Raw genomic sequence first — 25,822 nt, forward strand, 5'->3', positions numbered from 1 at the left:
CCGCGCGGCCGTGCTGGAGCCATAAAGAGAACGGACGGAGCAATCGAAGGCGATGGCGCCCCCTGCCCCGACCGGGTAGCGTGAGGGGGCGCATCCGGCAGCGCCCGAACTTCCGAGACGATGGTCCCCACAGGCTACAATCCGGCGCTGGTCGCCCTCTCGATCGCCATCGCGGTGTTCGCCTCCTACACGGCGCTCGACCTCGGCGGGCGGGTGCGCGGCGCGGCGTCGAACGCGCGGCTCGCCTGGCTCTTGGGCGCGGCGCTGGCGATGGGCGGCGGCATCTGGTCGATGCACTTCGTCGGCATGCTGGCCTTCGAGATGGGCCTGCCCGCGACCTACCATCTCGGGCTCACCGCCCTGTCGCTCGCCATCGCCATCGGCTTCACTGGGGCGGCGCTCGGCTACGTCGCCCGCGAGGGCGCGCGCGACCGCGACGTGCTGATCGCCGGCCCGGTGATGGGGCTCGGCGTCGCGGCGATGCACTACACCGGCATGGCGGCGATGCAGGTGCACGGCAACCTCGCCTTTAGCTCATCGATCGTCGCGCTCTCGGTCGCCATTGCGATCATGGCGGCGACCGCCGCCCTGTGGCTCACCTTTCGTCAGAGCAGCCCATGGCAGCGGCTCGGCGCGGCCTGCCTGATGGGCGCGGCGGTGGCCGGCATGCACTACACCGGCATGGCGGCGGCGACCGTCACGGCGGAGGAGGCCGGATCGCATGCCGCCCATATCGCCGCCACCAGCATGGACCAGCAGAACCTCGCGCTGGCGGTGGCGGGCGCGACCTTCGTCATCCTGTTCCTGGCGATCCTCGCCGCCTCGATCGACCAGCAGCGGATCGGCGGCGAACTCCGCGCCAGCGAGGAGCGCTTCCGCGCGGCGGTGCGGGCGGTGCGCGGCGTGCTCTGGACCAACGACCCGACCGGCCGCATGACCGGCGAGCAGCCCGGCTGGGCCGCGCTGACCGGGCAGACGCGCGACGCGTACCAGGGCTACGGCTGGGCCGAGGCGGTCCACCCGGACGACCGCCAAGCGAGCGTCGAGGCCTGGAACCGGACGGTCGCCGAGCGGCGCACCTTCGTCCATGAGCACCGGGTGCGGGCGAGGGACGGGACGTGGCGCCACTTCGCCATCCGGGCGATTCCCGTGCTCGATGCGCACGGCGCGATCCGCGAGTGGGTCGGCGTCCACACCGACATCACCGAGCAGCGCGAGGCCGAGGCCGAGCTGCGCGAATCGAACGAGGAAATCCAGCGCTACGCCTACATCGTCAGCCACGATCTGCGCGCCCCGCTCGTCAACGTGATGGGCTTCACCAGCGAGTTGCAGGAGACCCGCGCGGAGGTGCGCGCGGCGCTTCGCGATCATCCGCAGGCGCAGCGCATCGACACCGACATGGCGGAGGCGCTCGGCTTCATCAGCGCGGCCATCACCAAGATGGAGGGACTGATCGCGGCGATCCTCAAGCTGTCGCGCGAGGGCCGCCGCCGCTTCGACCCGGAAACCCTCGACATGAGCGCCTTTCTGCAAGGCATCGCCGATGCGCAGCGCCATCAGGCCGAGCGCAAGGGCGCCCGCGTGAGCGTGGCGCCGGGCCTGCCCGTCATCGCCGCCGATCGGCTCGCGGTAGAGCAGATCTTCGGCAACCTCATCGACAACGCGCTGAAATATCTCGATCCCGCCCGGCCGGGCCTGATCGAGATCGCGGCCAAGCCTGCGCCGGGGAACCGCGTGCGCTTCACCGTCTCGGACAACGGCCGCGGCATCGCCGACCGGGACCATGCCCGCGTGTTCGAGCTGTTTCGCCGCTCCGGCCAGCAGGACCAGCCGGGCGAGGGCATCGGGCTCGCCCACGTCAAGGCGCTGGTGCGCGCTCTCGACGGGCGGATCGAACTCAGCTCGAAGCTCGGGGAAGGCACCACCTTCACGGTGACGCTGCCGCGCGGGACCGCTACAGGCAATCGTTCGGAGACCGCCGAGACGCGGATGGCCGCCGAATGACGATGGAGACACCCATGCATCCCGTCTGCATCGTGATGATCGAGGACGACGAGGGTCATGCCCGCCTGATCGAGCGCAACATCCGCCGCGCGGGCGTGAACAACGAGATCGTGCCGTTCCGCGACGGCACCTCGGCGCTCGAATACCTGCTCGGCCCCGACGGCTCCGGCGAGGTGAGCGCGCGGCGCCATCTCCTCGTGCTGCTCGACCTCAACCTGCCGGACATGACCGGCATCGACATCCTGGAGCGGGTGAAGGCCAACCCGCATACCCGCCGCTCGCCGGTGGTGGTGCTGACCACGACCGACGACGCCCGCGAGATCCAGCGCTGCTACGATCTCGGCGCCAACGTCTACATCACCAAGCCGGTCAACTACGAAGGCTTCTCGAACGCGATCCGCCAACTCGGGCTGTTCTTTTCGGTGATGCAGGTGCCCGAGAACCCATGACCGCCCCCGTTTCCTGCCGCGTCCTCTACATCGACGACGATCCGGGCCTCGGCCGCCTCGTGCAGCGGGCGCTGCGGACGCGCGGCTACGACGTCGAGATCGTGCTCGACGGCGAGGCCGGGCTGGCGCGGCTGCGCCAGGGCGGGATCGACCTCGTCGCCCTCGACCATCACATGCCGGGCCAGACCGGCCTCGACCTGCTCCCCGAAATCCGCGCCCTGCCGGACGCCCCGCCGGTCGTCTACGTCACCGGCTCGGAGGACAGCCGCGTCGCGGTGGCCGCGCTCAAGGCCGGCGCGGTCGATTACGTCTGGAAGGACGTGCAGGGCCAGTTCCGCGAACTCCTGGGTGAGGCCATCGACACGGCTTTGCGCGCCGAAGCGATGCGGCGCGACAAGGAGCGGGCCGAGGCCGCCGTGCGCGAGGCCCGCGACCGGGCCGAATTGCTGCTGCGCGAGGTCAACCATCGGGTCGCCAACTCGCTGACCCTGGTGGCCGCGCTCGCCCGGATGCAGACCAGCGCGGTCAAGGACCCGGCGGCCAAGGACGCGCTGGAAGAGATGCAGGCGCGCATCTCCGCCATCGCCGGCATCCACCGTCGGCTCTACACCTCGCAGGACGTCGAGGCGGTCGAGCTCGACGCCTACCTCAGCGGCCTCGTGGAGGAATTGCAGCTCGCCATGAAGGCGTCGGGCCGCGACCACGCCATCCGGCTCAAGGCCGAGCCGATCCGGCTCGCCACCGACAAGGCGGTCTCGCTCGGCGTCGTCGTCACCGAACTCGTCACCAACGCCTACAAATACGCCTATCCGGCCGAGGCTGCGGGCGAGATCCGCGTCACCGTCGAGCGGCAGGACGCCGACACCCTCTCGCTCGCCGTCGAGGACGACGGCATCGGCTGGACCGGCGAGGGCGAGGCCAAGGGCACGGGGCTCGGCTCCCGCATCATCCGGGCGATGGCCTCGAACCTGCGCTCGGCGCTCACCTACGCGCCGGGCCGCCCCGGCACGCGGGCGGTGCTGTCGTTCCAGGCGTGAACGCCGGTTCGGCCGGCTCATTGCCGCACCGAGCCGGACATCCACCGTACCGACCCCAAGGCCGGTACGCCAACATCGCAAAAGAAGAATCAGCCGCGCTGGCCGATCCCCACATAGTCGCGGCGATCCGGGCCGACATAGAGCTGGCGCGGACGGCCGATCTTCTGGGACGGATCCTCGATCATCTCGGCCCACTGGGCGATCCAGCCGACCGTGCGGGCCAGCGCGAACAGCACCGTGAACATCGAGGTCGGGAAGCCGAGCGCCTTGAGGGTGATGCCCGAGTAGAAGTCGATGTTCGGGTAGAGCTTCTTCTCGATGAAGTACTCGTCCTTGAGCGCGATCTGCTCGAGCTGCACGGCGACCTCCAGCAGGTCGTCCTTCAGCCCGAGCTCGTTCAGAACCTCGTGGGTGGTCTTCTGCATGATGCGCGCGCGCGGGTCGTAGTTCTTGTAGACCCGGTGGCCGAAGCCCATCAGACGGAAGGGGTCGTTCTTGTCCTTCGCCTTGGCGACGTACTTCTGCACGTTCTCGGGGTGGCCGATCTCCATCAGCATCTTGAGCGCCGCCTCGTTGGCGCCGCCATGGGCCGGCCCCCACAGGCAGGCGATGCCGGCGGCGATGCAGGCGAACGGGTTAGCGCCCGAGGAGCCCGCCAAACGCACCGTCGAGGTCGAGGCGTTCTGCTCGTGGTCGGCGTGGAGGATGAAGATCTTGTCGAGCGCGCGGGCGTAGATCGGGTTGACGACGTATTCCTCGCACGGAACCGCGAAGCACATCCGCAGGAAGTTCGAGGTGTAGTCGAGGTCGTTCTTCGGGTACACGAACGGCTGGCCGATGGTGTACTTGTAGGCCATCGCGGCCAGCGTCGGCATCTTGGCGATCATGCGCAACGAGGCGATCATGCGCTGGTTCTCGTCCGAGATGTCGGTCGAGTCGTGGTAGAACGCCGAGAGCGCGCCGACGCAGGCGACCATGACCGCCATCGGGTGGGCGTCGCGGCGGAAGCCCTGGAAGAAGCGGTTCATCTGGTCGTGCACCATGGTGTGGCGCGTGACCCGGTAGTCGAAATCGGCCTTCTGGGCCGCGGTCGGCAACTCGCCGAACAGCATCAGGTAGGCGGTCTCGAGGAAGTCGCCCTGCTCGGCGAGCTGCTCGATCGGGTAGCCGCGATAGAGCAGCACGCCCTCGTCGCCGTCGATGTAGGTGATCTTCGATTCGCAGGAGGCGGTCGAGGTGAAGCCCGGATCGAAGGTGAACTTGCCGGTCTGGGCGTAGAGCTTGCCGATATCGACCACGTCGGGGCCGATGGTACCGGACTTGACGGGGAGCTCGACGTGTTTGTCGCCCACGATGATGGTGCTGGCGGAAGCGCTCATGGGAACGCGGACCTTTCTCGCGACGGGGACAGCACCGGACCGGGAGCCGATGCCGCCTCCCCGTCCGTTGTGGCGCCGCAGCGGAAAGCTGCGCCTGCTCACTGGAACTCCGGGTTAGCGGATCGGCTCCCGCCCATCAACGGGCGGGTGCCTGCCGTCCTTCGCAGATGCGAGAACCGGGCCGATTTGTCACCGGCATTGCAGCAGCCGACGCTCAGCCCGGCACGCGATCCCGCAGGCGCGCCAGCGATTCGTCGCGGCCGAGCACGGCGAGCACGTCGAAGACCGGCGGAGACGTAGCCCGCCCCGTGAGTGCCGCTCGTAGCGGCTGGGCGACCTGCCCGAGCTTGACCCCCGCCTCTTCGGCGAAGCGCCGCACCGCCGCCTCGGTGGAGGCGGCCGTCCATTCGGGCAGGGCCTCCAACGCGGGAATCAGGGCGCGCAGCCGCTCCGGCGCGTCGCCCGCGAGCAGGGCTTCGGCCTTGGCGTCCAGCACCAGCGGGCGCGGCGCGTAGAGGTAGAAGGCGCTGTCCAACAATTCGACCAGGGTCTTGGCGCGCTCCTTCAGCCCCGGCATCGCCGCGATCAGCTTTTCCCGCAGCTCCGGCGTCAGGCGGGTCGGCAGGCCACGCTCGGGGCCGCGGGCGGGGAGGATCGCGTCGATGGCATCCGTCAGCGCCGCGTCGTCGCTGCCGCGGATGTAGAGGCCGTTCAGGCTCTCCAGCTTGGTGAAGTCGAAGCGCGCCGCCGAGCGGCCGATCGCCTTGAGATCGAAGGCCGCGACCATCTCTTCGGTCGAAAAGATTTCCTGGTCGCCGTGGCTCCAGCCGAGGCGCACGAGATAGTTGCGGAGCGCCGAGGGCAGGTAGCCGCGGTCGCGGTACTCCTCGACGCCGAGCGCCCCGTGGCGCTTCGACAGCTTGGCCCCGTCCGCCCCGTGGATCAGCGGGATGTGGGCCATGGCCGGCACGTCCCAGCCGAGCGCGCGGTAGATCTGGCTCTGGCGCGCGCCGTTGGTGAGGTGGTCGTCGCCGCGGATGATCTGGGTGACGCCCATGTCGTGGTCGTCCACCACGACGGCAAGCATGTAGGTCGGCGTGCCGTCGGAGCGCAGCAGCACGAGGTCGTCGAGATCGCGGTTGGCCCAGGTGACGCGCCCCTGCACCCCGTCCTCCACCACGGTCTCGCCCTCCAGCGGCGCGCGCAGGCGGATCACCGGCTTGACGCCTGCGGGTGCCTCGGACGGATCGCGGTCGCGCCAGCGCCCGTCGTAGCGCGGCGCCCGGCCCTCGGCCCGGGCGGTCTCGCGCATCTGGGTCAGCTCATCGGCCGTCGCGTAGCAGTGGTAGGCGTTGCCCGAGGCCAGCAGACTCTCGGCGACCGCGCGGTGGCGCTCGGCGCGGGCGAACTGGTAGATCACCTCCCCGTCCCAATCGAGGCCGAGCCAGCGCATCCCGTCGAGGATCGCGTCGATGGCGCCCTGCGTCGAGCGCTCGCGGTCGGTGTCCTCGATCCGCAGCAGCATCCTGCCGCCGAAGCGGCGGGCATAGAGCCAATTGAACAGGGCCGTGCGCGCGCCGCCGATATGGAGAAAGCCCGTGGGCGAGGGCGCGAAGCGCGTGACGACGGGTGCCGACATCGATCTTTTCTTGAAAAACCTGGGATTTCGGGAGGGCGGCCGCGGCTGCTCTGTGCCGGGCGTGTAGCACGAGGATGCGGATGCGTTAAGAAATCGTCATCGGTGCCGCGCAGGGCGGCACGGCGCGGCGAGCGGGGCGCGCGAGACGATGGCGGAGGACGGCGGCAGGACGGTGCGGGGGGCGCTGCCCGCGCTCGCCGCCGGCCGCCTCCCCGCCCCCGCGCGGTTGTTCGAATTTGCCGCCGACGAGCTGCGCGGCGGGATCAGTCGCGAGGCCGAGCAGCGGCGGTTGTTTCCGTGGCTCGCCGTCGCCTTCGGGGCCGGCATCCTCGTGTTCTTCACGGCGACCGACGGGGTGCCCTCGCTCGCCGCGCCCATCATCGCGGCGGCGCTCTGCCTCGGGCTCACGCCGTTGCTGCGGGCGCGACCGGTCTGGCTCGCGCTGGTTCTCGGGCTCGCCGCCGCCTTCCTCGGCTTTGCCGCCGGCGTCTGGCGCGTGGCCTCGGTCGCCGGGCCGGTGCTGGCGCGCACCACCATCGCGCCTCTCGCCGGAACGGTGGAGGCGCTGGACGAGCGCGAGGGCGGCGCGCGGCTGATCGTGCGGGTCGAGCGTTTCGGCGATCTTGCCGACGCCGCGCGCCCGCGGCGGGTGCGGGTCTCCTATCGCACTGCGCAGGTGGTGCGGCCGGGCGATGCCATCCGCGCCACCGCCCGCCTGCTGCCGCCGCCGGAGGCCGCGCGGCCCGGCGGCTACGACTTCGCCCGCGACGCGTATTTCCGCGGCATCGGCGCGGTCGGCTCGCTCACCGGCAAGGTCGAGATCGTGCCGCAGACGGTGCCGCTGGCGACCGACCTCCGCCTCGCGGCCTCGATCGACGCGGCGCGCAACACGCTGACCCGGCGCATCACCGAGGCGATCGGCGGGCAGGCCGGCGCGGTCGCGGCCGCGTTGGTGACCGGCAAGCGCGGGCTGATCTCGGAAGAGACCAACGCCGTGCTGCGCGCGGCCGGCATCTACCACGTCGTATCCATTTCCGGGCTGCACATGGTGCTCGCCGCGGGCGTGGTGTTCTGGCTGATGCGGGCCGGGCTCGCCCTGGTGCCGATCCTGGCGCTGGCCTTCCCCATCAAGAAGGTCGCGGCCGGCGCCGCCATGCTGGGCGTGACCGCCTATTGCGCCTTCTCCGGCTGGGACGTGGCGGCCGAGCGGGCGCTCATCATGACGCTGGTGATGCTCGGCGCGATCCTGGTCGATCGCCCGGCGCTGAGCATGCGCAACCTCGCGCTCGCCGCCATCCTGGCGCTCGCCCGCGAACCGGAAGCCCTGCTCGGCCCGAGCTTCCAGATGTCGTTCGGGGCGGTGGCCGGGTTGATCGCCTGCGCGCCGCTCCTCGATGGCCGGCTGTTCCGCCGGGAGGGCGGCTCGTGGCTCGCCCGTGCCCTGTCCTGGGCCCTGACCGTCAGCGTCGGCACGTTGGCGACGACGCTGGTCGCGCAGATCGCCACCGCACCGTTCGCGACCTACCACTTCCAGACCGTCCAGCCCTTCGGCCTCGTCGGCAACGCGCTGACGCTGCCGCTCGTCTCGCTCGCAGTGATGCCCGCGGCCGTCCTCGGGATGCTGGCCTATCCGTTCGCCCTCGATAAGCCGGTCTGGTGGCTGATGGGGCTCGCCGTGCGCGGCATGCTCGACATCTCCGCCTGGATCGCGGATTTCGGCCAAGCCAATGTCGTTCTGCCGGCCTTCGGCACCGGGGCACTCACGCTGCTGGCCCTCGCGCTCCTCGTCGCGACCCTTCCGGTCTCGCGGCTGCGGGCGCTCGCCGTCCTGCCCGCTGCGCTGGGCCTCGCCTTCGCGGCCAGCCCGGCACGGTTCGATCTCTACGTGGACCGCAACGGCGCCGGGGCGGCGCTTCGTGGATCGGACGGACGGCTCGCCGTGCTCGGGCGCCCGCCGGGCTTCGTGCTGGAGCAGTGGCTCAAGGCCGACGGCGACGCCCGCAAGGCCACCGACGTGAGCGGCGGCCCTGATGTTCGCTGCGACCGCCTCGGCTGCACCATGACGGCCTCCGACGGGCGCAAGGTCGCCCTCGTCACGGACAAGCGCGCCTTCCCCGAGGATTGCGCCCGCGCCGACATCCTGATTAGCCGCCTGACGGCCCCGCCGAACTGCGCCACGCCGCTGCGCATCGACCGCGCCTATCTCGCCGCGAACGGCGCGACCGCGATCCGGCTCGGGCCGACCGGGCCGGAGGTCGTCAACGCCCGCAGCGCCGGCTCACTCAAGCCCTGGCAGGAGCGGCCCGGCACGGGACCGCCCGCGACACCCCAGGCCGCGAGTACCGAGGCCACCCCCGAGTCCGCCGAACCGGCGCCCGATTCGCCTCAGTAGCGGCGCACGAGGCTGACGAGCTTGCCCTGGATGCGGACCCGGTCGGGTCCGAGCACGCGGGTCTCGTAGGCCGGGTTGGCCGCCTCCAGCGCGATCGAGGAGCCGCGGCGGCGTAGGCGCTTCAGGGTCGCCTCCTCGTCGTCGATGAGCGCCACGATGATGTCGCCGTTGTTGGCAGTCTCCTGCTTGTGGATCACCACCAGATCGCCGTCGAGGATGCCGGCTTCGATCATCGAATCGCCGCGCACTTCGAGCGCGTAATGCTCGCCCCCGGCCAGGAAATCCGGCGACATCGCGATGGTGTGGCTCTGGCTCTCGATCGCCGAGATCGGCGTACCGGCGGCGATCCGGCCCATCACCGGCACGATCACCGGGCGGCCCTCGCCGTCCTGAGCCTGGAGCAGCGGCGCCTTCGGAGCCGGCGGCTTGCCGGCGAGCCCGCCCTCGACCACGCTCGGGGTGAAGCGGCGGGGTTCGGGGGCGGCGGGCTTGGCGGCCGGCGCGTCGGGCATGCGCAGGATTTCGAGCGCGCGGGCGCGATTCGGCAGGCGGCGGAGGAAGCCGCGCTCCTCCAGCGCCATGATCAGGCGGTGGATGCCGGACTTCGACTTGAGATCGAGCGCGTCCTTCATCTCGTCGAAGGACGGGGGCACGCCGCTTTCCTGCATCCGGGCCTGGATGAACTGGAGTAGTTCGAGTTGCTTGCGGGTCAGCATGCGGCACCTGATGTCGAATGCCGCCGAGGCGCGGCCCGATCACGGAAAAACAAATCGCGAACAGGCTAGACGTTCCCCACCTGTTCCGCAAGGGCGTCCTTGGCCGTTTCGGGCGGAGGCGGATTGCCGAGCGACAAAAGAAGAGGGCGGCGGAACCGATGTTCCGCCGCCCTCTCCGCTGACCCTTTCGGCCGATCCGGGACCGGATCAGGCGGGGATCACGTCCACGATCTCGTAGGTGTCGGGATCGATGATGACGATGTCGTCGCGCACCAGGATGAACTGGAAGCCGCGATAGGCCGGCACGAGGGTCAGGATCGCCGGGGGCAGCGGGTGCAACGAGATCGAGCGTGGGATCGCCGTGCCGACGCCGAGCCCGAAGTTCACGTTGGTGACCCGCGTGACGTTGGAACTGGTGATCGACTGACGGAACTCGGTGCGCTGGGTGCTGCTCAGGCTGCGCGAGGCGCCACGAGCCTCGGTGACGTTGCTGCCGCGACCGCCGCGGTCGGCCGCGCCGTCCCGACCGCCGCGCTCACCGCGCTCGGCACCGTCACGGCCACCGCGTTCGCCGGCGCCATCTTTGCCGCCACGCTCGCCCCGCTCGGCGCCGTCCCGACCGCCCTTCTCGCCGGCGGCATCCTTGCCGCCACGCTCACCGCGCTCAGCACCGTCGCGACCGCCCTTCTCACCGGCGGCGTCCTTGCCGCCACGCTCACCGCGCTCGGCACCATCACGACCGCCGCGCTCGCCCGCCGCGCCCTTGCCACCGGGCTCGCCCGCCCGCCCGGCACCGCCCGGCTCACCGCCCCGCATCGCGCCGCCGGCACCGCCCGGTTCGCCACCGCGCATCGCACCGCCCGCGCCGCCGCCGGCTTCACCGCCGCGCATGGCGCCACCGGCACCGCCCGCGCCACCGGCCTCGCCGCCGCGCATGGCGCCACCGCCAGCACCGCCGCCGGGACCACCCGCTCCGCCACCGGCGCCGCCGCCGGCACCCATTCCGGCGCCACCGCCACCGCCAGCGCCGCCGCCCGCTCCGCCTCCGGCGCCACCGCCCGCGCCGCCGCCCTGGGCCATGGCCGTCGCCGCGCCGAGCACAAGGATGGCCGCCGTGGCCGTGCTGCGTAAGAACTTGCTCATGATACGTCCCTGTCCCCTACGCGACGCTGCCCACAGCGCCGAAACCGGCCTCGCAACGGCCGGTGCCGACAAACCGTTCCGCGAATCGCTCGAGTGCTCAGGACGGTGTGAGGACCGGTCCGGGGATTTGGGCGGGGGGTTTTTCGGGATCGCTGCGACCTCGGTTCAGCGTTTTTCCCTCTCTCGCCCTCATCCTGAGGAGCGGCCTCGAAGGAGGGCTTCTGGGATCGCCGAGCGAACTGGCGCCCTCCTTCGAGGCTTCGCTTCGCTACGCACCTCAGGATGAGGTGGGTGGAAACGAGTTAGGGCCACGACGGAGCGAGCGGCTTCACTTCAAATGCAGCATCGCCCGCGCCTCGTCCGGCGTCGCCGGGCGGGCGCCGTGTTCGGCGCAGATTGCCACGGCGAGGCGCACGAGCGCGGCGTTGCCGTCGGCGAGTTCGGTCTTCGAGAGGCGGATGTTGTCCTCCAGCCCCGTGCGGATGCCGGTGGCGCCGCGGGCCAGCGCCCAACGGACCGCCTCGCTCTGGAAGCGGCCGATGCCGAAGGCGCCCCAGGTGGCCTGTGGCAGGAGGCGTCGGGTTTCGGCGAGAAGCAGGTCGAGGCAGTGCGGGTCTGCCGGCATCGCGTCCGCGATGCCGAGCACGAACTGGATATGGGTGCGCGCGTCGGCGAGGCCGGAATCGATCAGGCGGCGGGCGTTGTGGAGGTGCGAAAGATCGAACACCTCGATCTCCGGCCGCACGCCGTTCGCCCGCATTCGCTCGGCCAGCGCGGTGTAGAGGGGGGCCGGGTTCTGGTAGACGCCGCCGGCGAAGTTGGTCGAGCCGGTGGTGAGCGAGGCCATGTCCGGGCGGTGGGCGAGACAGTCGCCGCGAAGCTCCGCGTCCGGCTCGGCGCCGCTCGACGAGAACTGCACGATCATGCCGGGGCAGTGGCGGCGGATGCCCTCCTGCACGCGGGCGAAGCGGTCGGGATCGTGCGAGGGCGTCCCGTCGTCCTCGCGCACGTGGATGTGGGCCAAGGCCGCGCCCGCCTCGTAGGCAGCCTGCGTCGATTCGATCTGCTCGGCCGGGGTGATCGGCACGGTCGGGTTGTCGGCCTTGCGGGCGACCGAGCCGGTGATCGCCACCGTGACGACGACGGGCCGCATGATCGGCGCTCCTAACCCAAGGCCTCTTCGACGGCCTTACCGCAGGCCGCGGTGTCGGCGTTGCCGCCGAGGTCGCGTGTGCGCAGGGTTTTTTCCGCGAGCACCCGCTCGATCGCCGAGACGATCTCGGCCGCGGCTTCGCGCTCGCCGAGATGCTCCAGCATCATCGCCCCGGACCAGATCTGGCCGATCGGGTTGGCCAGCCCCTGGCCGGCGATGTCGGGGGCCGAGCCGTGGACCGGCTCGAAAACCGACGGATGCCTGCGCTCGGGATTGATGTTCCCCGACGGCGCGATGCCGATGGTGCCGGTGCAGGCCGGCCCGAGATCGGAGAGGATGTCGCCGAAGAGGTTGGAGGCCACCACCACGTCGAACCGGTCGGGGTTCAGCACGAAATGCGCGGTCAGGATGTCGATGTGGTACTGGTCCCAACGCACGTCCGGGTAGCTCTCGGCCACGGCGCGCACGCGCTCGTCCCAGAACGGCATGGTGATCGAGATGCCGTTGGACTTCGTCGCCGAGGTCAGATGCCGCTTCGGCCGTCTCTGCGCGAGTTCGAAGGCGAAGCGCAGGATGCGATCGGTGCCGTGGCGGGTGAAGATTGATTCCTGCACCGCGAACTCGCGATCCGTGCCGGGAAACATCCGGCCGCCCGCGTTGGAATATTCGCCCTCGGTGTTCTCGCGGACCACCCAGAAATCGATGTCGCCGGGCTCGCGGCCGGCGAGCGGGCTCTTCACCCCCGGCATCAGACGCACGGGGCGCAGGTTGACGTACTGATCGAACTCGCGTCGGAACAGGATCAGCGAGCCCCACAGCGAGATGTGGTCGGGCACCCGGTCCGGCATGCCGACCGCGCCGAAATAGATCGCGTCGTGCGAGCCGATCTGCGCTTTCCAGTCCTCGGGCATCATCCGCCCGTGGGCCTCGTAATAGTCGCAGGAAGCGAAGTCGAACCAGTCCTGGTGCAGCTCGAAGCCGTGTCGCCGGGCCACCCGCTCCAGCACGCGCACGCCCTCCGGCACGACCTCCTTGCCGATGCCGTCACCGGGGATGATCGCGATCCGATAGCTGCGCTTGCCGTCCGTCAATGCGTCCTCCGCGGCGCGACCTTTCGGTCTCAGTCACGCCGCGGGGCCCCGGCGTCAATGCCGGGAGCGAAGAAGCGGTATCAGTTGATCGAGCCTGTCGTCTCGCCGGGGCAGGCCTCGTGGGCGCGCGAGCGCAGGACGCGCTTCAAGCGCACGGGTTGCGAACCCGCGGCGCTGTCGAGGGTGCCGACCAGAGCTTCCGGTCCGGCGGTGCCGTGGAAGCTGACCAGCCCGGCCTCGGTCTCGACCCGGAAGGCGACGTCCTTGGTGGCGTCGTCCACCGTCACCGTGGTGAGGACCGGCACCCGAAGCCCCGCGCCCTCGTAGATCAGGCCGTCGCCGTTGGGCGAGCGCTTGAGAGTGATGCGCCGCCCCGCCTGCGCCCCGTCCTCGGGGCTCGTGCAGAGGTCGGCATAGACCCAGGTGCCGGAAACCCAGCCGGGCCGCGCCTCGGCCGGCGCTACAGCCAGCACGCCGAATGCCAGAAGTCCGCCGAGGAGGGTCCGGTGAAGGGTCGTCATCTCGATCCTCGCTCTCGGCAGGGCGGCACGTCGGCCGCGACGAGAACCGAAGTGTTCGGAATGCCGCGGGTTCCGGTCTCCCAAGCAAGAGGCGTGCGCAACGACACGCGTGGGGTGTCGGGGCCGATGCGTTGGAGCCGTGTCGGCGGATCGACGACGATCCGTCCCTGCGGCGATCGATCGAAATCGCAGGCGACGACTGGGTTCGCCACCCTATGGCAGACCCGGAAGGCGGCTCCCCTATCCCGTAGCAAAGAAACGCCCGCTCCGAAGAGCGGGCGGAAGTCGGGAGGAGGAAAACACAAGGGTATGCGGCGGGACCGTCGCTGATCCCGCCGGGTCGGAGGTCAGCCCTCCTTGGTGGTCAGGGCCACAGCCACGAAGCGGGTCTGGCCCTTGGCGCTCTTCACGCGCATCAGCACCGCCTTGCGGCCGTTGGCCTGCGCCGCCTTGATCTGCGCCTGCACGTCGGAGGGCTTCGAAACGCTGGTGCCGGCGACATCCAGGATCACGTCGCCCTGCTCGATGCCCTTGGCCGCGGCCGGGCCGGAGGGATCGACCTCCATCACGGCGACGCCGTCGCCGCCGAGGCCGACATCGCCCGCCGGGGCGAGGCTGAGGCCCAGCCGCGGCTGGCCGCTGGTCGCGTCGTCGTCGCTGCTGCGGCTCGCGACCTTGCCGTCGGTCGGCAACGTGCCGAGTTCGACCGTGGCAACGTCGTTCTTGCCGTTGCGCAGGTAGGCGAGCTTCACGGCCGTGCCGGGCTTGAGGCCGGCGATCTTGCGCGACAGCTCCTTGGCGTCGTTGACCGGCGTGCCGTTGACCGACTCGATCACGTCGCCGGACTTCAGGCCAGCCTTGGCGGCGGGCGTGCCGTTCTCGGCGTGATCGACCAGCGCGCCCTTGGCCTTGTCGAGGCCCAGCCCGTCGGCGATGTCCTTCGTCACCGGCTGGACCTGCACGCCGAGATAGCCGCGCACCACCTTGCCGTCGGTGCGGAGCTGATCGACCACCGCCTGGACCGTCTCGGCGGGGATCGCAAAGGCGAGGCCGACCGAACCGCCGGACGGCGAGGCGATCGCGGTGTTCACGCCCACGACCTCGCCGTTGACGTTGAAGGTGGGCCCTCCGGAATTGCCCTTGTTGATCGGCGCGTCGATCTGCAGGAAGTCGTCGTAGGGGCCGGCGCCGATGTCGCGACCGCGGGCCGAGACGATGCCGGCCGTCACCGTGCCGCCGAGGCCGAACGGGTTGCCGATCGCCACCACCCAATCGCCGACGCGCGGGGCTCCCTTGCCGAACTGGACGTAGGGGTAGGTGCCGCCCTCGGTGATCTTGAGGAGCGCGAGGTCGGTCTTCGGGTCCTTGCCGATCACCTTCGCGTCGAGGGTGCGGCTGTCGTCGAGCGTCACCTGAACGGTCTTGGCCTTGTCGACGACGTGGTTGTTGGTGACCACGTAGCCGTCGCCGGAGATGATGAAGCCGGAGCCGACCGCGCCGCGCTCGCCGCGCTGCTGCGGGGCATTGCGGCCCTGCGGCCCGTTCTGTCCGCCGCCCTGGCCGAAGCGCTTGAAGAACTCGCGCAGCTGCGGCGGCACCTGCTGGAGGTTGCCGTTGCCGGGGGTGTCATCGTCGTCGCTGGCGTCGGCGTTGAGCTTCACCTTCACGGCGACGACGCCGGGCTTCACCTTGTCCACCACGTCGGCGAACGAACCCGGCGGGTGCTGGGGCGCGGTAATCGGCGTCTGCGGCAGGGCCTGGGCGTAGGCCGGGGTCGCGGGCGGGGTGAGGCCGAAGCCGGCGGCGCCCCCCGCGACGAGGGCGGCCGCGGCGACGGAGGCGAGGGCGCGGCGGCGAACGGTCAGGGTCATGGACGGGTCTCTCCGAAAACTCTTGGCCGACCGTCGCAGCGGCAGGCCGTGGATGCGGTTCTAGGGAGGCGCGCCTGACGCCGGGGTGGCGCGAAGGTTACGGTTTGGACAGGTGGCGGATCATTCCGCGAGGCGTGCCAGCGGCTCCACGCCGGCTCGCCAGCGCAGGTCCGCCAGCAGGCCGAGCGGGTGCGTGTCGAGCACGGGCGTCGTCGGCACGCCCGCCGCGTCGAGCAGGTCCGCGGCCCAGTGGTTGCAGACGTTGCTGTACGAGAAGCGGCCGTTGGCCTCATAGAACAGGCTCGGCCCGTAGAGGCCGGGGCCGAGATCGACCGGCTGATTTTCTGTAAGTTTGAAGCTCGCCTCCAGGCGGGCGAGCAGCCGGGCGAGGCCGCCGCGGGAAACGCGGACCGGCACGATGTCGGCGCTCGGAAACGAGTCGCGGGCGGGGCGCTCCAGGCCGACCACCTGGATCACGCCGTCGCTGCCGCCGGGGGTGAACAGCGCGCTGAGCGCGAGGCGCCAGTCGAAGGCCGCGAGCGTCGGCGTCGCCCGGTAGAAACGGGCTTCGCCCCAGCCGAATTCGAGCTGCGAAAAGTCGCGGAAGCGGGTGGAGACGTTGCGCAAGGCGCTGCCCGCCCCCTCCCCCGTCACGCTCTCGCGGCTCAGCACGATCCCGGAATGCCAGCCGTGGCTGACGAGGAGCACCGTCTCGGCCTCGGACTCGTTCGTTGGGTAAAGCGCCGGATCGCCGGGCCTCGCCGTCCACACCGCGCTCAACCCCACCAGGGCGACGAGCGCGACGAGGAATCCGGCGAGGACGCGGCCGAGCCGCCTCACGCGTCGGTGAGGCGGGCGAGCGCTTCCTCGATCTTGGCCAGCCGCGCGGCCTCGGCCTCGCGGCGCTCGCGCTGCTCGTCCACCACCTCTTCCGGCGCGCGGGCGATGAAGTCGGCGTTGTTGAGCTTGCCGTCGAGCTTGGCGATCTCGGACCTGGCCTTGCCGCCTTCCTTCTTCAGGCGGGCGACTTCCGCGCCGAGATCGACGATGCCCTCCAGCGGCAGGGCGGCGACGCTGCCGCGCACGAGGAGCTGCACTGAGTTCTTCGGCGGCGCATCCGCGTGTCCGATCTCGGACAGGCGGGCGAGGCGCACCAGCGTCTCGCTCCAGCGGTCGAGGCGGGCGCGCACGGTGGCGTCGGCCGCGACCATCACCAGCGGCACCTGGGCGCCGGCGGGCACGCTGGTCTCGGAGCGGGCCGAACGGACTTCGGAGATGAGATCGACCAACCACCCGATCTCGGCCTCGGCCTCGGCATCCGCGAGGCCCGACAGGTCGGGCCAGGATTCGAGCGCGAGCAGGCTGCGGTTCCCGGGCAGCGCCTCGCCCTTGATCGCCCACAGCTCCTCCGTGAGGAAGGGCATGAACGGGTGCAGCAGCTTGGCGATCTGGTCGATCAGGAAGGCGACGGTGGCCTGCGTCTCGGCGCGCGCCACCGGATCGACGCCCTCGCCCTGGAGCACGGGCTTCGCCAGCTCGAGATACCAGTCGCAGAACACGTTCCAGACGAAGCGGTAGGCGGCCGCCGCCGCGTCGTTGAAGCGATAGACCGTGATGCCCTGGGCGACCTCGGCGACCGCCTTGGCGGCCTCGGTGAGCGCCCAGCGGTTCAGCGTCTCCTTGACGGCCTCGGGGCGGAAGTCGGCTCGGAGCGCGCAGCAGTTCAGCTCGGCGAAGCGCGCGGCGTTCCAGAGCTTCGTCGCGAAGTTGCGATAGGTCTCGACGCGCTGTGGCCCGAGCTTGATGTCGCGGCCGGGGGCTGCGAGCGCGGCGAGCGTGAAGCGGAGCGCGTCGGCGCCGAAGCGGTCGATCAGATCGACCGGATCGACCACGTTGCCCTTCGACTTCGACATCTTGGCACCCTTCTCGTCGCGGACGAGGGTGTGCAGGTAGACGGTGTCGAAGGGCGCGCGGTCGGTGAGCTGGAGGCCCATCATCATCATCCGGGCGACCCAGAAGAAGATGATGTCCTTGCCGGTCACCAGGGTGTTGGTCGGGTAGAACCGGGCGAGCTCAGACGTGGCGTCGGGCCAGCCGAGCGTCGAGAACGGCCAGAGCGCCGAGGAGAACCACGTGTCGAGGACGTCGGGGTCGCGGGTCAACGCGACCGGGCGGCCGTGCTTGGCCTCAGCCTGCGCAAGCGCCTCCGCCTCGCTACCGGCCACGAACCAATTGCCCTGGTCGTCGTACCAGACTGGGATCTGGTGGCCCCACCAGAGCTGGCGCGAGATGCACCACGGCTCGATGTTCTCCAGCCACTGGAAGAAGATCTTTTCGTAGTTCTCGGGGACGAACTTGGTCTGCCCGTCGCGCACCGCCTGGAGCGCACGCTCGGCCAGCGGCTTGACGTTCACGTACCACTGGTCGGTGAGATAGGGCTCGATCACGACGCCGGAGCGGTCGCCGTGTGGCACCGCGTGGGTGTTGGGCTCGATAGCGCGCAGGCGCCCGCGCTCCTCCATCAGGGCGACGACCTGCTTGCGCGCCTTCTCCCGCTCCAGGCCGTCCAGCGCCATCGCGGCGTCCTCAGGTGCCGCGCTATCGAGGAAGGCGGCGTTGCCGGCGATCTGGATGCGCGCCTCGGGGTCGAGGATGTTGATGGCCGCGACCCCAGCGCGGCGGCCGACCTCGAAGTCGTTGAAGTCGTGGGCAGGCGTGATCTTGACCGCGCCGGTGCCCTTCTCCGGATCGGAGTAGCTGTCGGCGACGATGGGGATCAGGCGGCCGACGAGCGGCAGGCGGACGCGCTTTCCGACGAGCGCGGCGTAGCGCTCGTCTTCCGGGTGGACCGCGACGGCGGTGTCGCCGAGCATGGTCTCGGGGCGGGTGGTCGCGACCGTGATGATGTCGCCGGTCTCGTTTCCGGCCTTGTCCACGACCGGATAGTCGAAGTGCCAGAGATGGCCCTTGGTCTCGATCTGCTGGACTTCGAGGTCGGAGATCGCGGTCTGGAACTTCGGGTCCCAGTTCACGAGGCGCTTGTCGCGGTAGATCAGCCCCTGCGCGTGGAGATCCACGAAGGTCTTGAGGACGGCGCGCGACAGGCCCTCGTCCATGGTGAAGCGCTCCCGCGACCAATCGCAGGAGGCGCCGAGCCGCTTGAGCTGGCCGATGATGGTGCCGCCGGATTCTTCCTTCCAGGCCCAGACCCGGCGCAGGAACTCTTCGCGCCCCAAGGTCCGGCGATCCGGCTGCCCGGTCTCGGCGAGCTTGCGCTCGACCACCATCTGCGTGGCGATGCCGGCATGGTCCATGCCGGGCTGCCACAGCACGTCGCGCCCGCGCATCCGCTCGAACCGGGCCAGGATGTCCTGAATCGTGTTGTTGAGGGCGTGGCCCATATGCAGCGAGCCCGTCACGTTCGGCGGCGGGATCATGATGCAATAGGGCTCGGCGCCCGCGCGCTCGGGGCGGCCGGCCCTGAAGGCGTCCGCCTGTTCCCAAGCCGCGGAGACGCGCGCCTCGACGGCGGCGGGATCGAAGGTCTTGTCCATCATGGGCGGAGCGGGCGTTTCGACGGCGGAAAAAGCTGCCGCCGCTATCGGCCCGCGGCCCTGGTGCCGTCAACCTCGTGCGGGCACCCAAACCTAGCCCAACGGGCTAGTACTACAGCCGGGTTTTGTGCGTTGTCATGGCGGAGGTAGGCCATGAGGCGGCTGATGGGAGCGGATGCAGCGGGCTGGGCGCAGAGTTTTGACGNCTAGTACTACAGCCGGGTTTTGTGCGTTGTCATGGCGGAGGTAGGCCATGAGGCGGCTGATGGGAGCGGATGCAGCGGGCTGGGCGCAGAGTTTTGACGAGGTGCTGGAGCGGATTGGCAGCCGGTTCGGGCGGGCCGAGCCGCGCCGACGGGTCGAGGCTTACCTGCGCGGCCTCCTGGCGCCGGTCGAGCGCAAGAACGGCTGGCAACTGGCGGAAGCGGCGGGCGATGCTACGCCCGATGGGGTCCAGGAGTTCCTGAGCCGGGTGCGCTGGGACGCGGACGCCGTGCGCGACGACCTACAGAGCTACGTGGCCGATCACCTGGGCGATCCGAACGCTGTGCTCGTGCTCGATGAGACCGGCTTCTTGAAGAAAGGGATCAAGTCGGCTGGCGTGCAACGGCAGTACACCGGCACGGCCGGACGGATCGAGAACGCGCAGGTCGGGGTGTTCCTGGGCTATGCCGGACGGCACGGCCATGCCCTGATCGACCGGGCGCTCTACCTGCCCAAGTCCTGGACGGACGACCGTGCGCGCTGCCGCGCCGCGCACGTGCCGGACGCGGTTGCGTTCGAGACCAAGCCAGCGCTCGGCCTTGGCATGCTGGAGCGGGCGCGCGCGGCCGAACTGCCGTTTGCCTGGATCGCGGGCGACAGCGTCTACGGGGGCGACCGCGCCATCCGCCGTTGGGCGGAAGATCACCGGGTTGGTTACGTCCTGACCGTCACATCGGGTCAGCGACTGGCCATGCGCCCCGTGACAGAGTGGTTTGCCGATCAGGTCGACGCGCGGCCTGGGAACGCCCCGCCTCTCTGGCAGCGCCTGAGCGCGGGTGACGGTGCCAAGGGACCGCGTTTGTACGACTGGGCCTGTCTCCCCTATCGCGGGGCCGCGCAAGGCTTCCAGTGCGCGCTTCTGGTCCGTCGTTCACTGACCGATCCGGACGAGCCGACCTTCTACCTGACCCACGCACCAGCAGGCACACCGCTCTGCGACCTCGTACGGATCGCCGGCTGGCGCTGGACGATCGAGAGCAACTTCGAGCAGGCCAAGGGCGAGGTCGGGCTCGACCAGTACGAGGTGCGCTCGTATCCCGGCTGGCACCGGCACGTCACCTTGGCGATGCTCGCCCACGCCTACCTCGCCGCCCTGCGCCGGGCGGCTATCGGGGGGCGTGGTCACGACAAACCTCGCCGCGGATCTGCTGCCCCTGACCGTGCCCGAGATCCGACGCCTGCTGGCCGCTCTCGTCGGCCTGCCTCCGCCCGACACCGCCGCGATCCTGCGCTGGTCCGTCTGGCGACGACGCCATCAGCAGCGGGCAAGACGCGCCCATTGGCGACGGCGGACCCGAATGGCCAAACGACCAATCAAAAAGCGTGAGCCGCGCAAAACCCGGCTGTAGTACTAGAGCGTTTTCGGTTTAATCTGGTTCGTATCCTGCTGCGGCGAAGAAGTTGGCACACTCGTCTGGCGTGATGAGGTCGACGAGGCGGCCGATGGCCGACCACAGTCCCTCGACGGTGCGTTCGGCCGCCTTGCGCAAGAGGGCCTTCAGTTTGGAGAAGGCCATCTCGATCGGGTTGAAGTCGGGGCTGTAGGGCGGAAGGAACAGCAGGCGCGCGCCTGCCGCTTCGATCGCCGCCCGCACGCCCGGTCCCTTGTGGCTGCCGAGGTTGTCCATGATGACGACGTCGCCGGGGATGAGTTCGGGCACCAAGACGCGGTCGACGTAAGCCTGGAAGGCGTTCCGGTTGATCGGCCCGTCGAGCACGAACGGCGCGGCGATTCCCGACAGGCGCAGGCCCGCCACCAGCGTCGTGGTCTTCCAGTGGCCATGCGGCACGGGCGAGCGTAGCCGCTCGCCGCGGCGAGAGCGTCCGCGTAGGCGGGCCATGTTGGTCGAGGTCCAAGTCTCGTCGAGGAACACGAGGCGGGCCGGATCGAGGTCGATCTGGCCCTCGAACCAAGCCTCGCGGGCGGCCTTCACGTCCGGCCGCTCCTGCTCGGCGGCGTGGGCTGTCTTTTTTTGTAGGTGAGGTCGCGTGCGTCGAGGAAACTCCACAGGGTCCCGAGCCCGACCGCGAGATCGTGCTCATCACGAAGCCGGACGCGCATCTCCTCCAGGGTGATGTCGGCCTGCTCGTCGATCAGACCGCGCAGGAAGGCCTCGTGCGGATCGAGCTTCGAGCGGCGCGCCCGTCCCTGCAGACGGGGAGCGACCGTCCCGGTCGTCGTAAGCGCGGCCATCCAGCGGATCGAGGTCGCGACGCCCACCCCATAACGCGCCGCCGCCTGTCGGCGCGAGGACGTTGCGGCAGCTTCCACCACCCGTTCCCGCAGGTCCAGGCTGTAGGGTCGTCCCATCCGTCGCTCCTCCCCTCAGAGCGATCAGTGAATCAGTCCATCGCCTGTCCGTGAACCCCAGCCACCCGAATCAGTCCAAACCGAAAACGCTCTAACCGTGGCGCAGTCAGCCGAAGCCAGGCTCGATGACGAGGCCGGGGATGAAATCCGTCCGCTCCTCGACATGCCCCCTGGCATTGCAGACGACGCGGGTACGACCGATCTGGTAGTCGACGTGCTGGTGTACGTGGCCATGAACCCACAGGTCCGGGCCGCCCGCCTCGATCAGCGCCGTCAGGTCGGAGGCGTCGCACCAGGCGAGGTGAGCGTGCCGGTCCGCCAGGCTGCCCGGGTGCGGGGCGTGGTGGGTTACCACCGGGGTCCGGCCATCGTGCGGGCGGGCGAACTCGGCGTCCAGGAAGGCACGGGTCGCGCGGTGCATGCCAAGGACCTCCTCAGGCTCGATCCGGTCGCGTGAGCGCGGCCCGGTGCGGATGCGGCGGTAGTCCACCATGCCGTCACGGCCCTGGGCGGTGCGGAAGGCGTGCGTCTGCGAAAAGGAGCCCATCTGGAAGTCGGTCCAGAGGGTGCCACCCAGGAAGCGAACGCCGTAGATCAGGACGGCGTCGTCAAGCAGCAGGTGGATGCCGAGCGCGGCGGCACGGTTTCGTCCCCGGGCGAGCTGGTCGTGTATGGTGTAGCGCTCCTCGCCGCGGTCCCACCAAAAGTCATGGTTGCCCGGAACCTAGACGACCGGCACGCCGGGTAAGCGTTCGCCGAGCCAGTCCAGGGCGCGCATCAGCGGCATGTGCACGTCGCCGGCGACCACCGCCACGTCGAAGCCACCCGGCGGCGCGTGGGCGGCCAGATCCCAGGCGTTATCCGGCCAGTCCTGGTGTAGGTCGCTGAAGACCCAGAGTCGGGACGCGGTCATGACACGCTTCCCTCGGCCTGGGCGTTCTCTGCGAGGCGGACGCGGATCTCGTCGATGGTGACGGGCCGGAAGCCGAAGCAATCGACGCCGACATCCGTGCTGGCGGCGGTGCCCGGCAGCGTGCCGTGCGAGTGCCCGAAGAAGTGCAGGTCGCCGCGGTGCATGCGCGGCCAAACGCGGTGGGCGTAGTGGCTCAGCCATACGCCCTGGGGGACCCCGTCAGCTCCCGGGACGACGGCCCGGGCGACATCGAAGGCGCCGTCCCAGGGCAGTCGCGCGCCGATCCGATCATGGTTGCCGCGAACCAGGAAGCGACACTTGCCACGAAGGCGACCGAAGACGGAGCGAGCGTAGTCCTCGCCGCAGCGGTAGCAGAAATCGCCCAGGTGCCAGACCGTGTCATCCGGCCGGACGACGGCGTTCCAGTTCGCGATCAACGTCTCGTCGTGCTCTTCGATGGAGGCGAACGGACGGGGGGCCTGCATCCCGGGCGACAGGATCGCGCGGTGACCGAAATGGGTGTCGGAAACAAAGACCTGTCGTGACATGCGAGCCTCGCGGGTTGCGGAGGCTCGGCACGCGGCGGCACTCCGGGGATCAGGCGGACGGGGGCTCGGCGGCGGGTATCATGGCGTTGGCTCCGTGGGGGGGGGGGACGACCGTGTCCTGGCCGGGGCGGTCGGGCAAGTGCGGCGGACAGGGATCCACAACGACCGGAACGTCGAGGTCGGCCCTTCGGCTAGGCCGCCAGCACCACGGGCACCTCGTCGACCCTGGTGGTGTAGCGGGGCGAGCGCATCTCGAACTTCGTCGACCACGCGCGCTTGGGAGCAAAACCGGCTGTCCCCGGGACGACGGCGCCACGCCCAAAACGACGGTTGCAGGCGTCCAGCGCCTGCATCAGCGCGGCGCCGTGCTCGCGGTCGAGTTGCCCCAGTCCCGGGAAGGCCCGCTGCGAGTTCGCCAGCGGCACCAAGTCGGTCGTGACGAGGCCGGCCTTGGAGTAGCGGTATCCGTCCCGCCAGACCTTCCGCACGCCGAAAGTCGCCGCCCTCACCAGCACCAGGGTGTCGTTCGACGCCTCCGGCAGGGTCACCACCGTCGAGACTGACCGCTGCGGCCGGCCGCGGTCATGCTCCGATGTGTGGAAGAAGATCGTGACATGGTCGGTCCCGAGCCCGCCGGCGCGCAGCTTCTCGCCCAGCCTGGCGGCATGGGTGGCGACAGCCTGCTCCATCGTCGCGAGATCCTCGACGCGGTCGGAGAAGCTCCGGGTGACGGCGCAGCCCTTTCTGGTCAAGGCGACCTCCTCCAGGTCGAGGCATGCCACCCCACGAAGTTCCTGAACCAGCCGCTCCCCGACCACCGTCATGGCCTTGCGCGCCGCCCGGGTGTCGAGGTCGCGCACGTCGGCGACGCTCTCGCAGCCCAGCGCCTCCAGCTTCCGCGCGTTCGCCGGCCCGACCCCCCAGATGTCGCCGGGCGGGATGCGGACCATCCAGTGGTCGTATTGGACCGGGTCGGTCAGGTCGCAGACCCCGCCGAGCTCGGGCACCTTCTTGGCGACGTGGTTGGCCAGCTTGGCGAGCGTCTTGGTGGCCCCGATTCCGACGCATGTCGGGATGCCCGTCCAGGCGCGCACGGTCTCGCGCATGTCCCGGGCGAGCGCCACCCTCTCCCGTTCCCTCACGTCGGAGAGGTCCAGGAAGCTCTCGTCGATGGAGTAGACCTCGATGCGCGGCGAGAAGCGCCGGTAGACCTCGTTCACGCGGGCGCTCATGTCCCCGTAGAGGGCGTAGTTCGAGGAGTAGACCCGCACGCCCCGGACCCGGCACATGTCACGGATCTTGAAGAAGGGCTCGCCCATGCGGATGCCGAGCGCCTTGGCCTCAATCGTGCGGGCGATGGCGCATCCGTCGTTGTTGCTGAGCACGATGACCGGCAGCCGGGCCAGGCGCGCGTCGAAGACCCGCTCGCAGGAGCAGTAGAACGAGTTGCCGTCCGACAGCGCGTAGGCCCGGCCACCGGTCATTCCGCGCGGCGCCTCGGGTTGATCGAGCCGGAGACGACGCCCCAGACCTCGACTACGGCGTCCGGGGCGAGGCGGTATTCCGGGAAGCGGGGGTTGGCGAAGGAGAGGATCACCCTCGGCCCGCGCCGGGACCAGACCTTGAAGCTGCGCTCGCCGTCCACGTCGACCACCACCACGTCGCCGTTGCGCGGGGTCAGGGACCGGTCCACCACCGCGAGGTCGCCGTCGAACAGTCGGGCAAGCAGCATGCTGTCGCCCGATACCCGTACCAGGAAGGTCGCCGGCCGATTGGTGATCAGCAGCCGCTGGAGGTCGATCTCCTCCTCGACGAAGTCGTCGGCCGGGCTCGGGAAGCCGGCTCGAACGGCCTTGGCGAGCATCGGGATGGGTGTGGGCAACCCGACTACGATGCCGCTGACCTGCATGGTGGACCTCCGAATCCGCTTTAGAACAAAATAGGAACACGAAGGTTCAACCTGCCGCAAGCGGCCGAGCTTGCGACGACACGCCTTTGTGGATTGCCGTGGATAAGGCGTCGCAAGCCTTGCAAACGTTCCTTGGCGCAGGCGGCGTGCGGGACCGGAACACGGGGTGCGACATGCGTTGGATCGGACTTGCCGCCGTGGCGCTCGGCGCCGGCCATGCCTGGGCGGCCGGGGACTTCCCGCTTGCGTCCTGCAAGGGGTGGAACGGCACGGTGGTCGAGCGCGACGGCATCGAAACGGCGCGGGCCACCGTCCAGGGCATCGTCACGAAGGCCGACCTTCAGGAATACTGCGAGCGCGACCCGGGTGGCGAAACCAAGCAGTACGGCGGCAAGCTCACGACGGCCCAGTGTGTCGCGAAGTACCTGCGCAGCGAAGGCCGGGCCACGATGACCGCCGAGGCGAACTGCCGGTCCGGGACGGTGAGCTATCGTTACGGCGACCGCCAGGGCGGCAAGGCCCGCTTTCCGCTCGGGCCCGATGCCGACACATCATGCGCCTCGGGCATGCCGCCCTTGGTGGAACAGTTCAAGCTCCTGTGCCCGGCGGCCGCCAAGCGCCTTAAGGTCGAGTAGCCGCCCATATGGACGGATCACAGGCATGGGCCCGAGGCGGCGAGTTCGCTCTGGGAAGGGCGGCCCGGTGAATTGACAGCCCATACCCAACCCGAATAGCCGAGCCGCGACGGTTCCCTTCGGGGATCAAAAGGGAACGCGGTGAGGGGTTCGCTCCGATGCCGCGGCTGCCCCCGCAACTGTAAGCGGCGAGCTCTCCACCACCACGTCACTGGGTCATCCACCCGGGAAGACGGTGAGAGGGCGGTGACCCGCGAGCCAGGAGACCTGCCGTCAGCCGTGGTCACACGCGA

Annotated in this window: 22 protein-coding genes, 1 pseudogene and 1 riboswitch; of the genes and pseudogenes, 7 read left to right on the forward strand and 16 right to left on the reverse strand. The window is 70.0% G+C overall.

Annotation, left to right across the window (positions count from 1 at the left end):
• The first annotated feature begins 120 nt into the window (after positions 1-120).
• The 3 genes from ASG52_RS16780 to ASG52_RS16790 are packed head-to-tail and all read left to right on the forward strand — an operon-like array spanning position 121 to position 3,490.
• Entirely contained in the window at positions 121-2,004 is a 1,884-nt protein-coding gene (locus ASG52_RS16780) for an MHYT domain-containing protein (RefSeq protein WP_056245592.1), read from the forward strand.
• A gap of 2 nt (positions 2,005-2,006) precedes the next feature.
• The gene (locus ASG52_RS16785) at positions 2,007-2,453 is read left to right on the forward strand and encodes a response regulator (RefSeq protein WP_056245595.1); all 447 of its coding nucleotides are present in this window, start codon (positions 2,007-2,009) and stop codon (positions 2,451-2,453) included.
• Positions 2,450-3,490: a sensor histidine kinase gene (locus ASG52_RS16790; RefSeq protein WP_056245598.1), complete on the forward strand. Its 1,041-nt coding sequence runs from the start codon at positions 2,450-2,452 to the stop codon at positions 3,488-3,490. The genes ASG52_RS16785 and ASG52_RS16790 overlap by 4 nt, the downstream gene beginning before the upstream one ends.
• Before the next feature lie 89 nt (positions 3,491-3,579).
• On the opposite strand, the gene gltA is transcribed toward ASG52_RS16790, so the two are convergent.
• Together gltA and gltX are read right to left on the reverse strand one after the other, a co-directional pair.
• Positions 3,580-4,869 (reverse strand): citrate synthase, encoded by a 1,290-nt coding sequence (gltA, locus tag ASG52_RS16795; RefSeq protein WP_056245601.1) that lies wholly within the window; start codon positions 4,867-4,869, stop codon positions 3,580-3,582.
• Positions 4,870-5,083: 214 nt separating this feature from the next.
• Positions 5,084-6,508, reverse strand: a complete 1,425-nt coding sequence (gene gltX / locus ASG52_RS16800) for a glutamate--tRNA ligase (protein ID WP_056245604.1) — start codon at positions 6,506-6,508, stop codon at positions 5,084-5,086.
• Positions 6,509-6,656: 148 nt separating this feature from the next.
• Between gltX and ASG52_RS16805 the strand changes: the two genes are divergently transcribed.
• Positions 6,657-8,900, forward strand: a complete 2,244-nt coding sequence (locus tag ASG52_RS16805) for a ComEC/Rec2 family competence protein (protein WP_056245606.1) — start codon at positions 6,657-6,659, stop codon at positions 8,898-8,900.
• On the opposite strand, the gene lexA is transcribed toward ASG52_RS16805, so the two are convergent.
• Complete coding sequence (gene lexA / locus ASG52_RS16810) at positions 8,894-9,616, reverse strand: transcriptional repressor LexA (RefSeq protein WP_056245609.1); 723 nt, start codon at positions 9,614-9,616, stop codon at positions 8,894-8,896. The two genes, ASG52_RS16805 and lexA, sit on opposite strands and share 7 nt — an antisense overlap.
• A gap of 207 nt (positions 9,617-9,823) precedes the next feature.
• On the reverse strand, positions 9,824-10,003 hold the full coding sequence (locus ASG52_RS28790) for a DUF1236 domain-containing protein (protein WP_502691076.1): 180 nt from the start codon (positions 10,001-10,003) through the stop codon (positions 9,824-9,826).
• Here ASG52_RS28790 and ASG52_RS28795 point away from each other — a divergent pair.
• Positions 9,950-10,747, forward strand: a complete 798-nt coding sequence (locus ASG52_RS28795) for a hypothetical protein (RefSeq protein WP_502691077.1) — start codon at positions 9,950-9,952, stop codon at positions 10,745-10,747. The two genes, ASG52_RS28790 and ASG52_RS28795, sit on opposite strands and share 54 nt — an antisense overlap.
• A 340-nt stretch (positions 10,748-11,087) precedes the next feature.
• Here the strand turns inward: ASG52_RS28795 and ASG52_RS16820 are convergent, their stop codons facing one another.
• The 6 genes from ASG52_RS16820 to ASG52_RS16845 all read right to left on the reverse strand — a co-directional run bounded on the left by ASG52_RS16820 (position 11,088) and on the right by ASG52_RS16845 (position 18,952).
• Complete coding sequence (locus tag ASG52_RS16820) at positions 11,088-11,912, reverse strand: 3-oxoadipate:acetyl-CoA acetyltransferase (RefSeq protein ID WP_056245613.1); 825 nt, start codon at positions 11,910-11,912, stop codon at positions 11,088-11,090.
• An 11-nt stretch (positions 11,913-11,923) separates the two neighbouring features.
• The gene (locus ASG52_RS16825) at positions 11,924-13,003 is read right to left on the reverse strand and encodes a tartrate dehydrogenase (protein WP_056245615.1); all 1,080 of its coding nucleotides are present in this window, start codon (positions 13,001-13,003) and stop codon (positions 11,924-11,926) included.
• Positions 13,004-13,083: 80 nt separating this feature from the next.
• Entirely contained in the window at positions 13,084-13,524 is a 441-nt protein-coding gene (locus tag ASG52_RS16830) for a hypothetical protein (RefSeq protein WP_056245618.1), read from the reverse strand.
• Between the two features lie 347 nt (positions 13,525-13,871).
• Positions 13,872-15,395, reverse strand: coding sequence for a Do family serine endopeptidase (locus ASG52_RS16835; RefSeq protein WP_056245621.1), 1,524 nt, complete (start codon positions 15,393-15,395; stop codon positions 13,872-13,874).
• 120 nt (positions 15,396-15,515) lie between these two features.
• Positions 15,516-16,235, reverse strand: coding sequence for a DUF2459 domain-containing protein (locus tag ASG52_RS16840; RefSeq protein ID WP_056245624.1), 720 nt, complete (start codon positions 16,233-16,235; stop codon positions 15,516-15,518).
• Positions 16,232-18,952: a valine--tRNA ligase gene (locus ASG52_RS16845; RefSeq protein ID WP_056245627.1), complete on the reverse strand. Its 2,721-nt coding sequence runs from the start codon at positions 18,950-18,952 to the stop codon at positions 16,232-16,234. Before ASG52_RS16845 ends, ASG52_RS16840 begins: the two co-directional genes overlap by 4 nt.
• Before the next feature lie 250 nt (positions 18,953-19,202).
• On the opposite strand from ASG52_RS16845, the gene ASG52_RS16850 reads away from it, so the two are divergent.
• Positions 19,203-20,540 (forward strand): IS701 family transposase, encoded by a 1,338-nt coding sequence (locus tag ASG52_RS16850; protein ID WP_056245630.1) that lies wholly within the window; start codon positions 19,203-19,205, stop codon positions 20,538-20,540.
• Positions 20,541-20,580: 40 nt separating this feature from the next.
• Here the strand turns inward: ASG52_RS16850 and ASG52_RS26525 are convergent.
• The 6 genes and pseudogenes from ASG52_RS26525 to ASG52_RS16880 all read right to left on the reverse strand — a co-directional run bounded on the left by ASG52_RS26525 (position 20,581) and on the right by ASG52_RS16880 (position 24,894).
• Positions 20,581-21,524 (reverse strand): IS630 family transposase gene (locus tag ASG52_RS26525; RefSeq protein WP_156384002.1). Its coding sequence is split into 2 segments (ribosomal slippage): positions 20,581-21,188 and positions 21,188-21,524, totalling 945 coding nucleotides; the frame shifts between segments, so codons are not numbered across the junction.
• A 106-nt stretch (positions 21,525-21,630) separates the two neighbouring features.
• Positions 21,631-22,236: pseudogene (locus ASG52_RS16865) on the reverse strand (metallophosphoesterase family protein); the annotation flags it as partial.
• Positions 22,237-22,248: 12 nt separating this feature from the next.
• Positions 22,249-22,437 carry a hypothetical protein gene (locus ASG52_RS28415; RefSeq protein WP_286159079.1) on the reverse strand — a complete coding sequence of 63 codons (189 nt, stop codon included), beginning with the start codon at positions 22,435-22,437 and terminating at the stop codon, positions 22,249-22,251.
• Entirely contained in the window at positions 22,434-22,985 is a 552-nt protein-coding gene (locus tag ASG52_RS16870) for a metallophosphoesterase (RefSeq protein WP_056245649.1), read from the reverse strand. The genes ASG52_RS28415 and ASG52_RS16870 overlap by 4 nt, the downstream gene beginning before the upstream one ends.
• 191 nt (positions 22,986-23,176) lie before the next feature.
• The gene (locus ASG52_RS16875; RefSeq protein ID WP_056245652.1) at positions 23,177-24,469 is read right to left on the reverse strand and encodes a Y-family DNA polymerase; all 1,293 of its coding nucleotides are present in this window, start codon (positions 24,467-24,469) and stop codon (positions 23,177-23,179) included.
• Positions 24,466-24,894, reverse strand: coding sequence for a LexA family protein (locus ASG52_RS16880; protein WP_056245655.1), 429 nt, complete (start codon positions 24,892-24,894; stop codon positions 24,466-24,468). Before ASG52_RS16880 ends, ASG52_RS16875 begins: the two co-directional genes overlap by 4 nt.
• Before the next feature lie 86 nt (positions 24,895-24,980).
• Here ASG52_RS16880 and ASG52_RS16885 point away from each other — a divergent pair, with 86 nt between their 5' ends.
• Positions 24,981-25,529 carry a hypothetical protein gene (locus tag ASG52_RS16885; RefSeq protein ID WP_353612495.1) on the forward strand — a complete coding sequence of 183 codons (549 nt, stop codon included), beginning with the start codon at positions 24,981-24,983 and terminating at the stop codon, positions 25,527-25,529.
• 93 nt (positions 25,530-25,622) lie between these two features.
• A riboswitch (cobalamin riboswitch) is annotated at positions 25,623-25,818 on the forward strand.
• Positions 25,819-25,822 lie beyond the last annotated feature (4 nt).

The sequence above is a fragment of the Methylobacterium sp. Leaf456 genome (assembly GCF_001425465.1).
Taxonomy (GTDB): Bacteria; Pseudomonadota; Alphaproteobacteria; order Rhizobiales; family Beijerinckiaceae; genus Methylobacterium.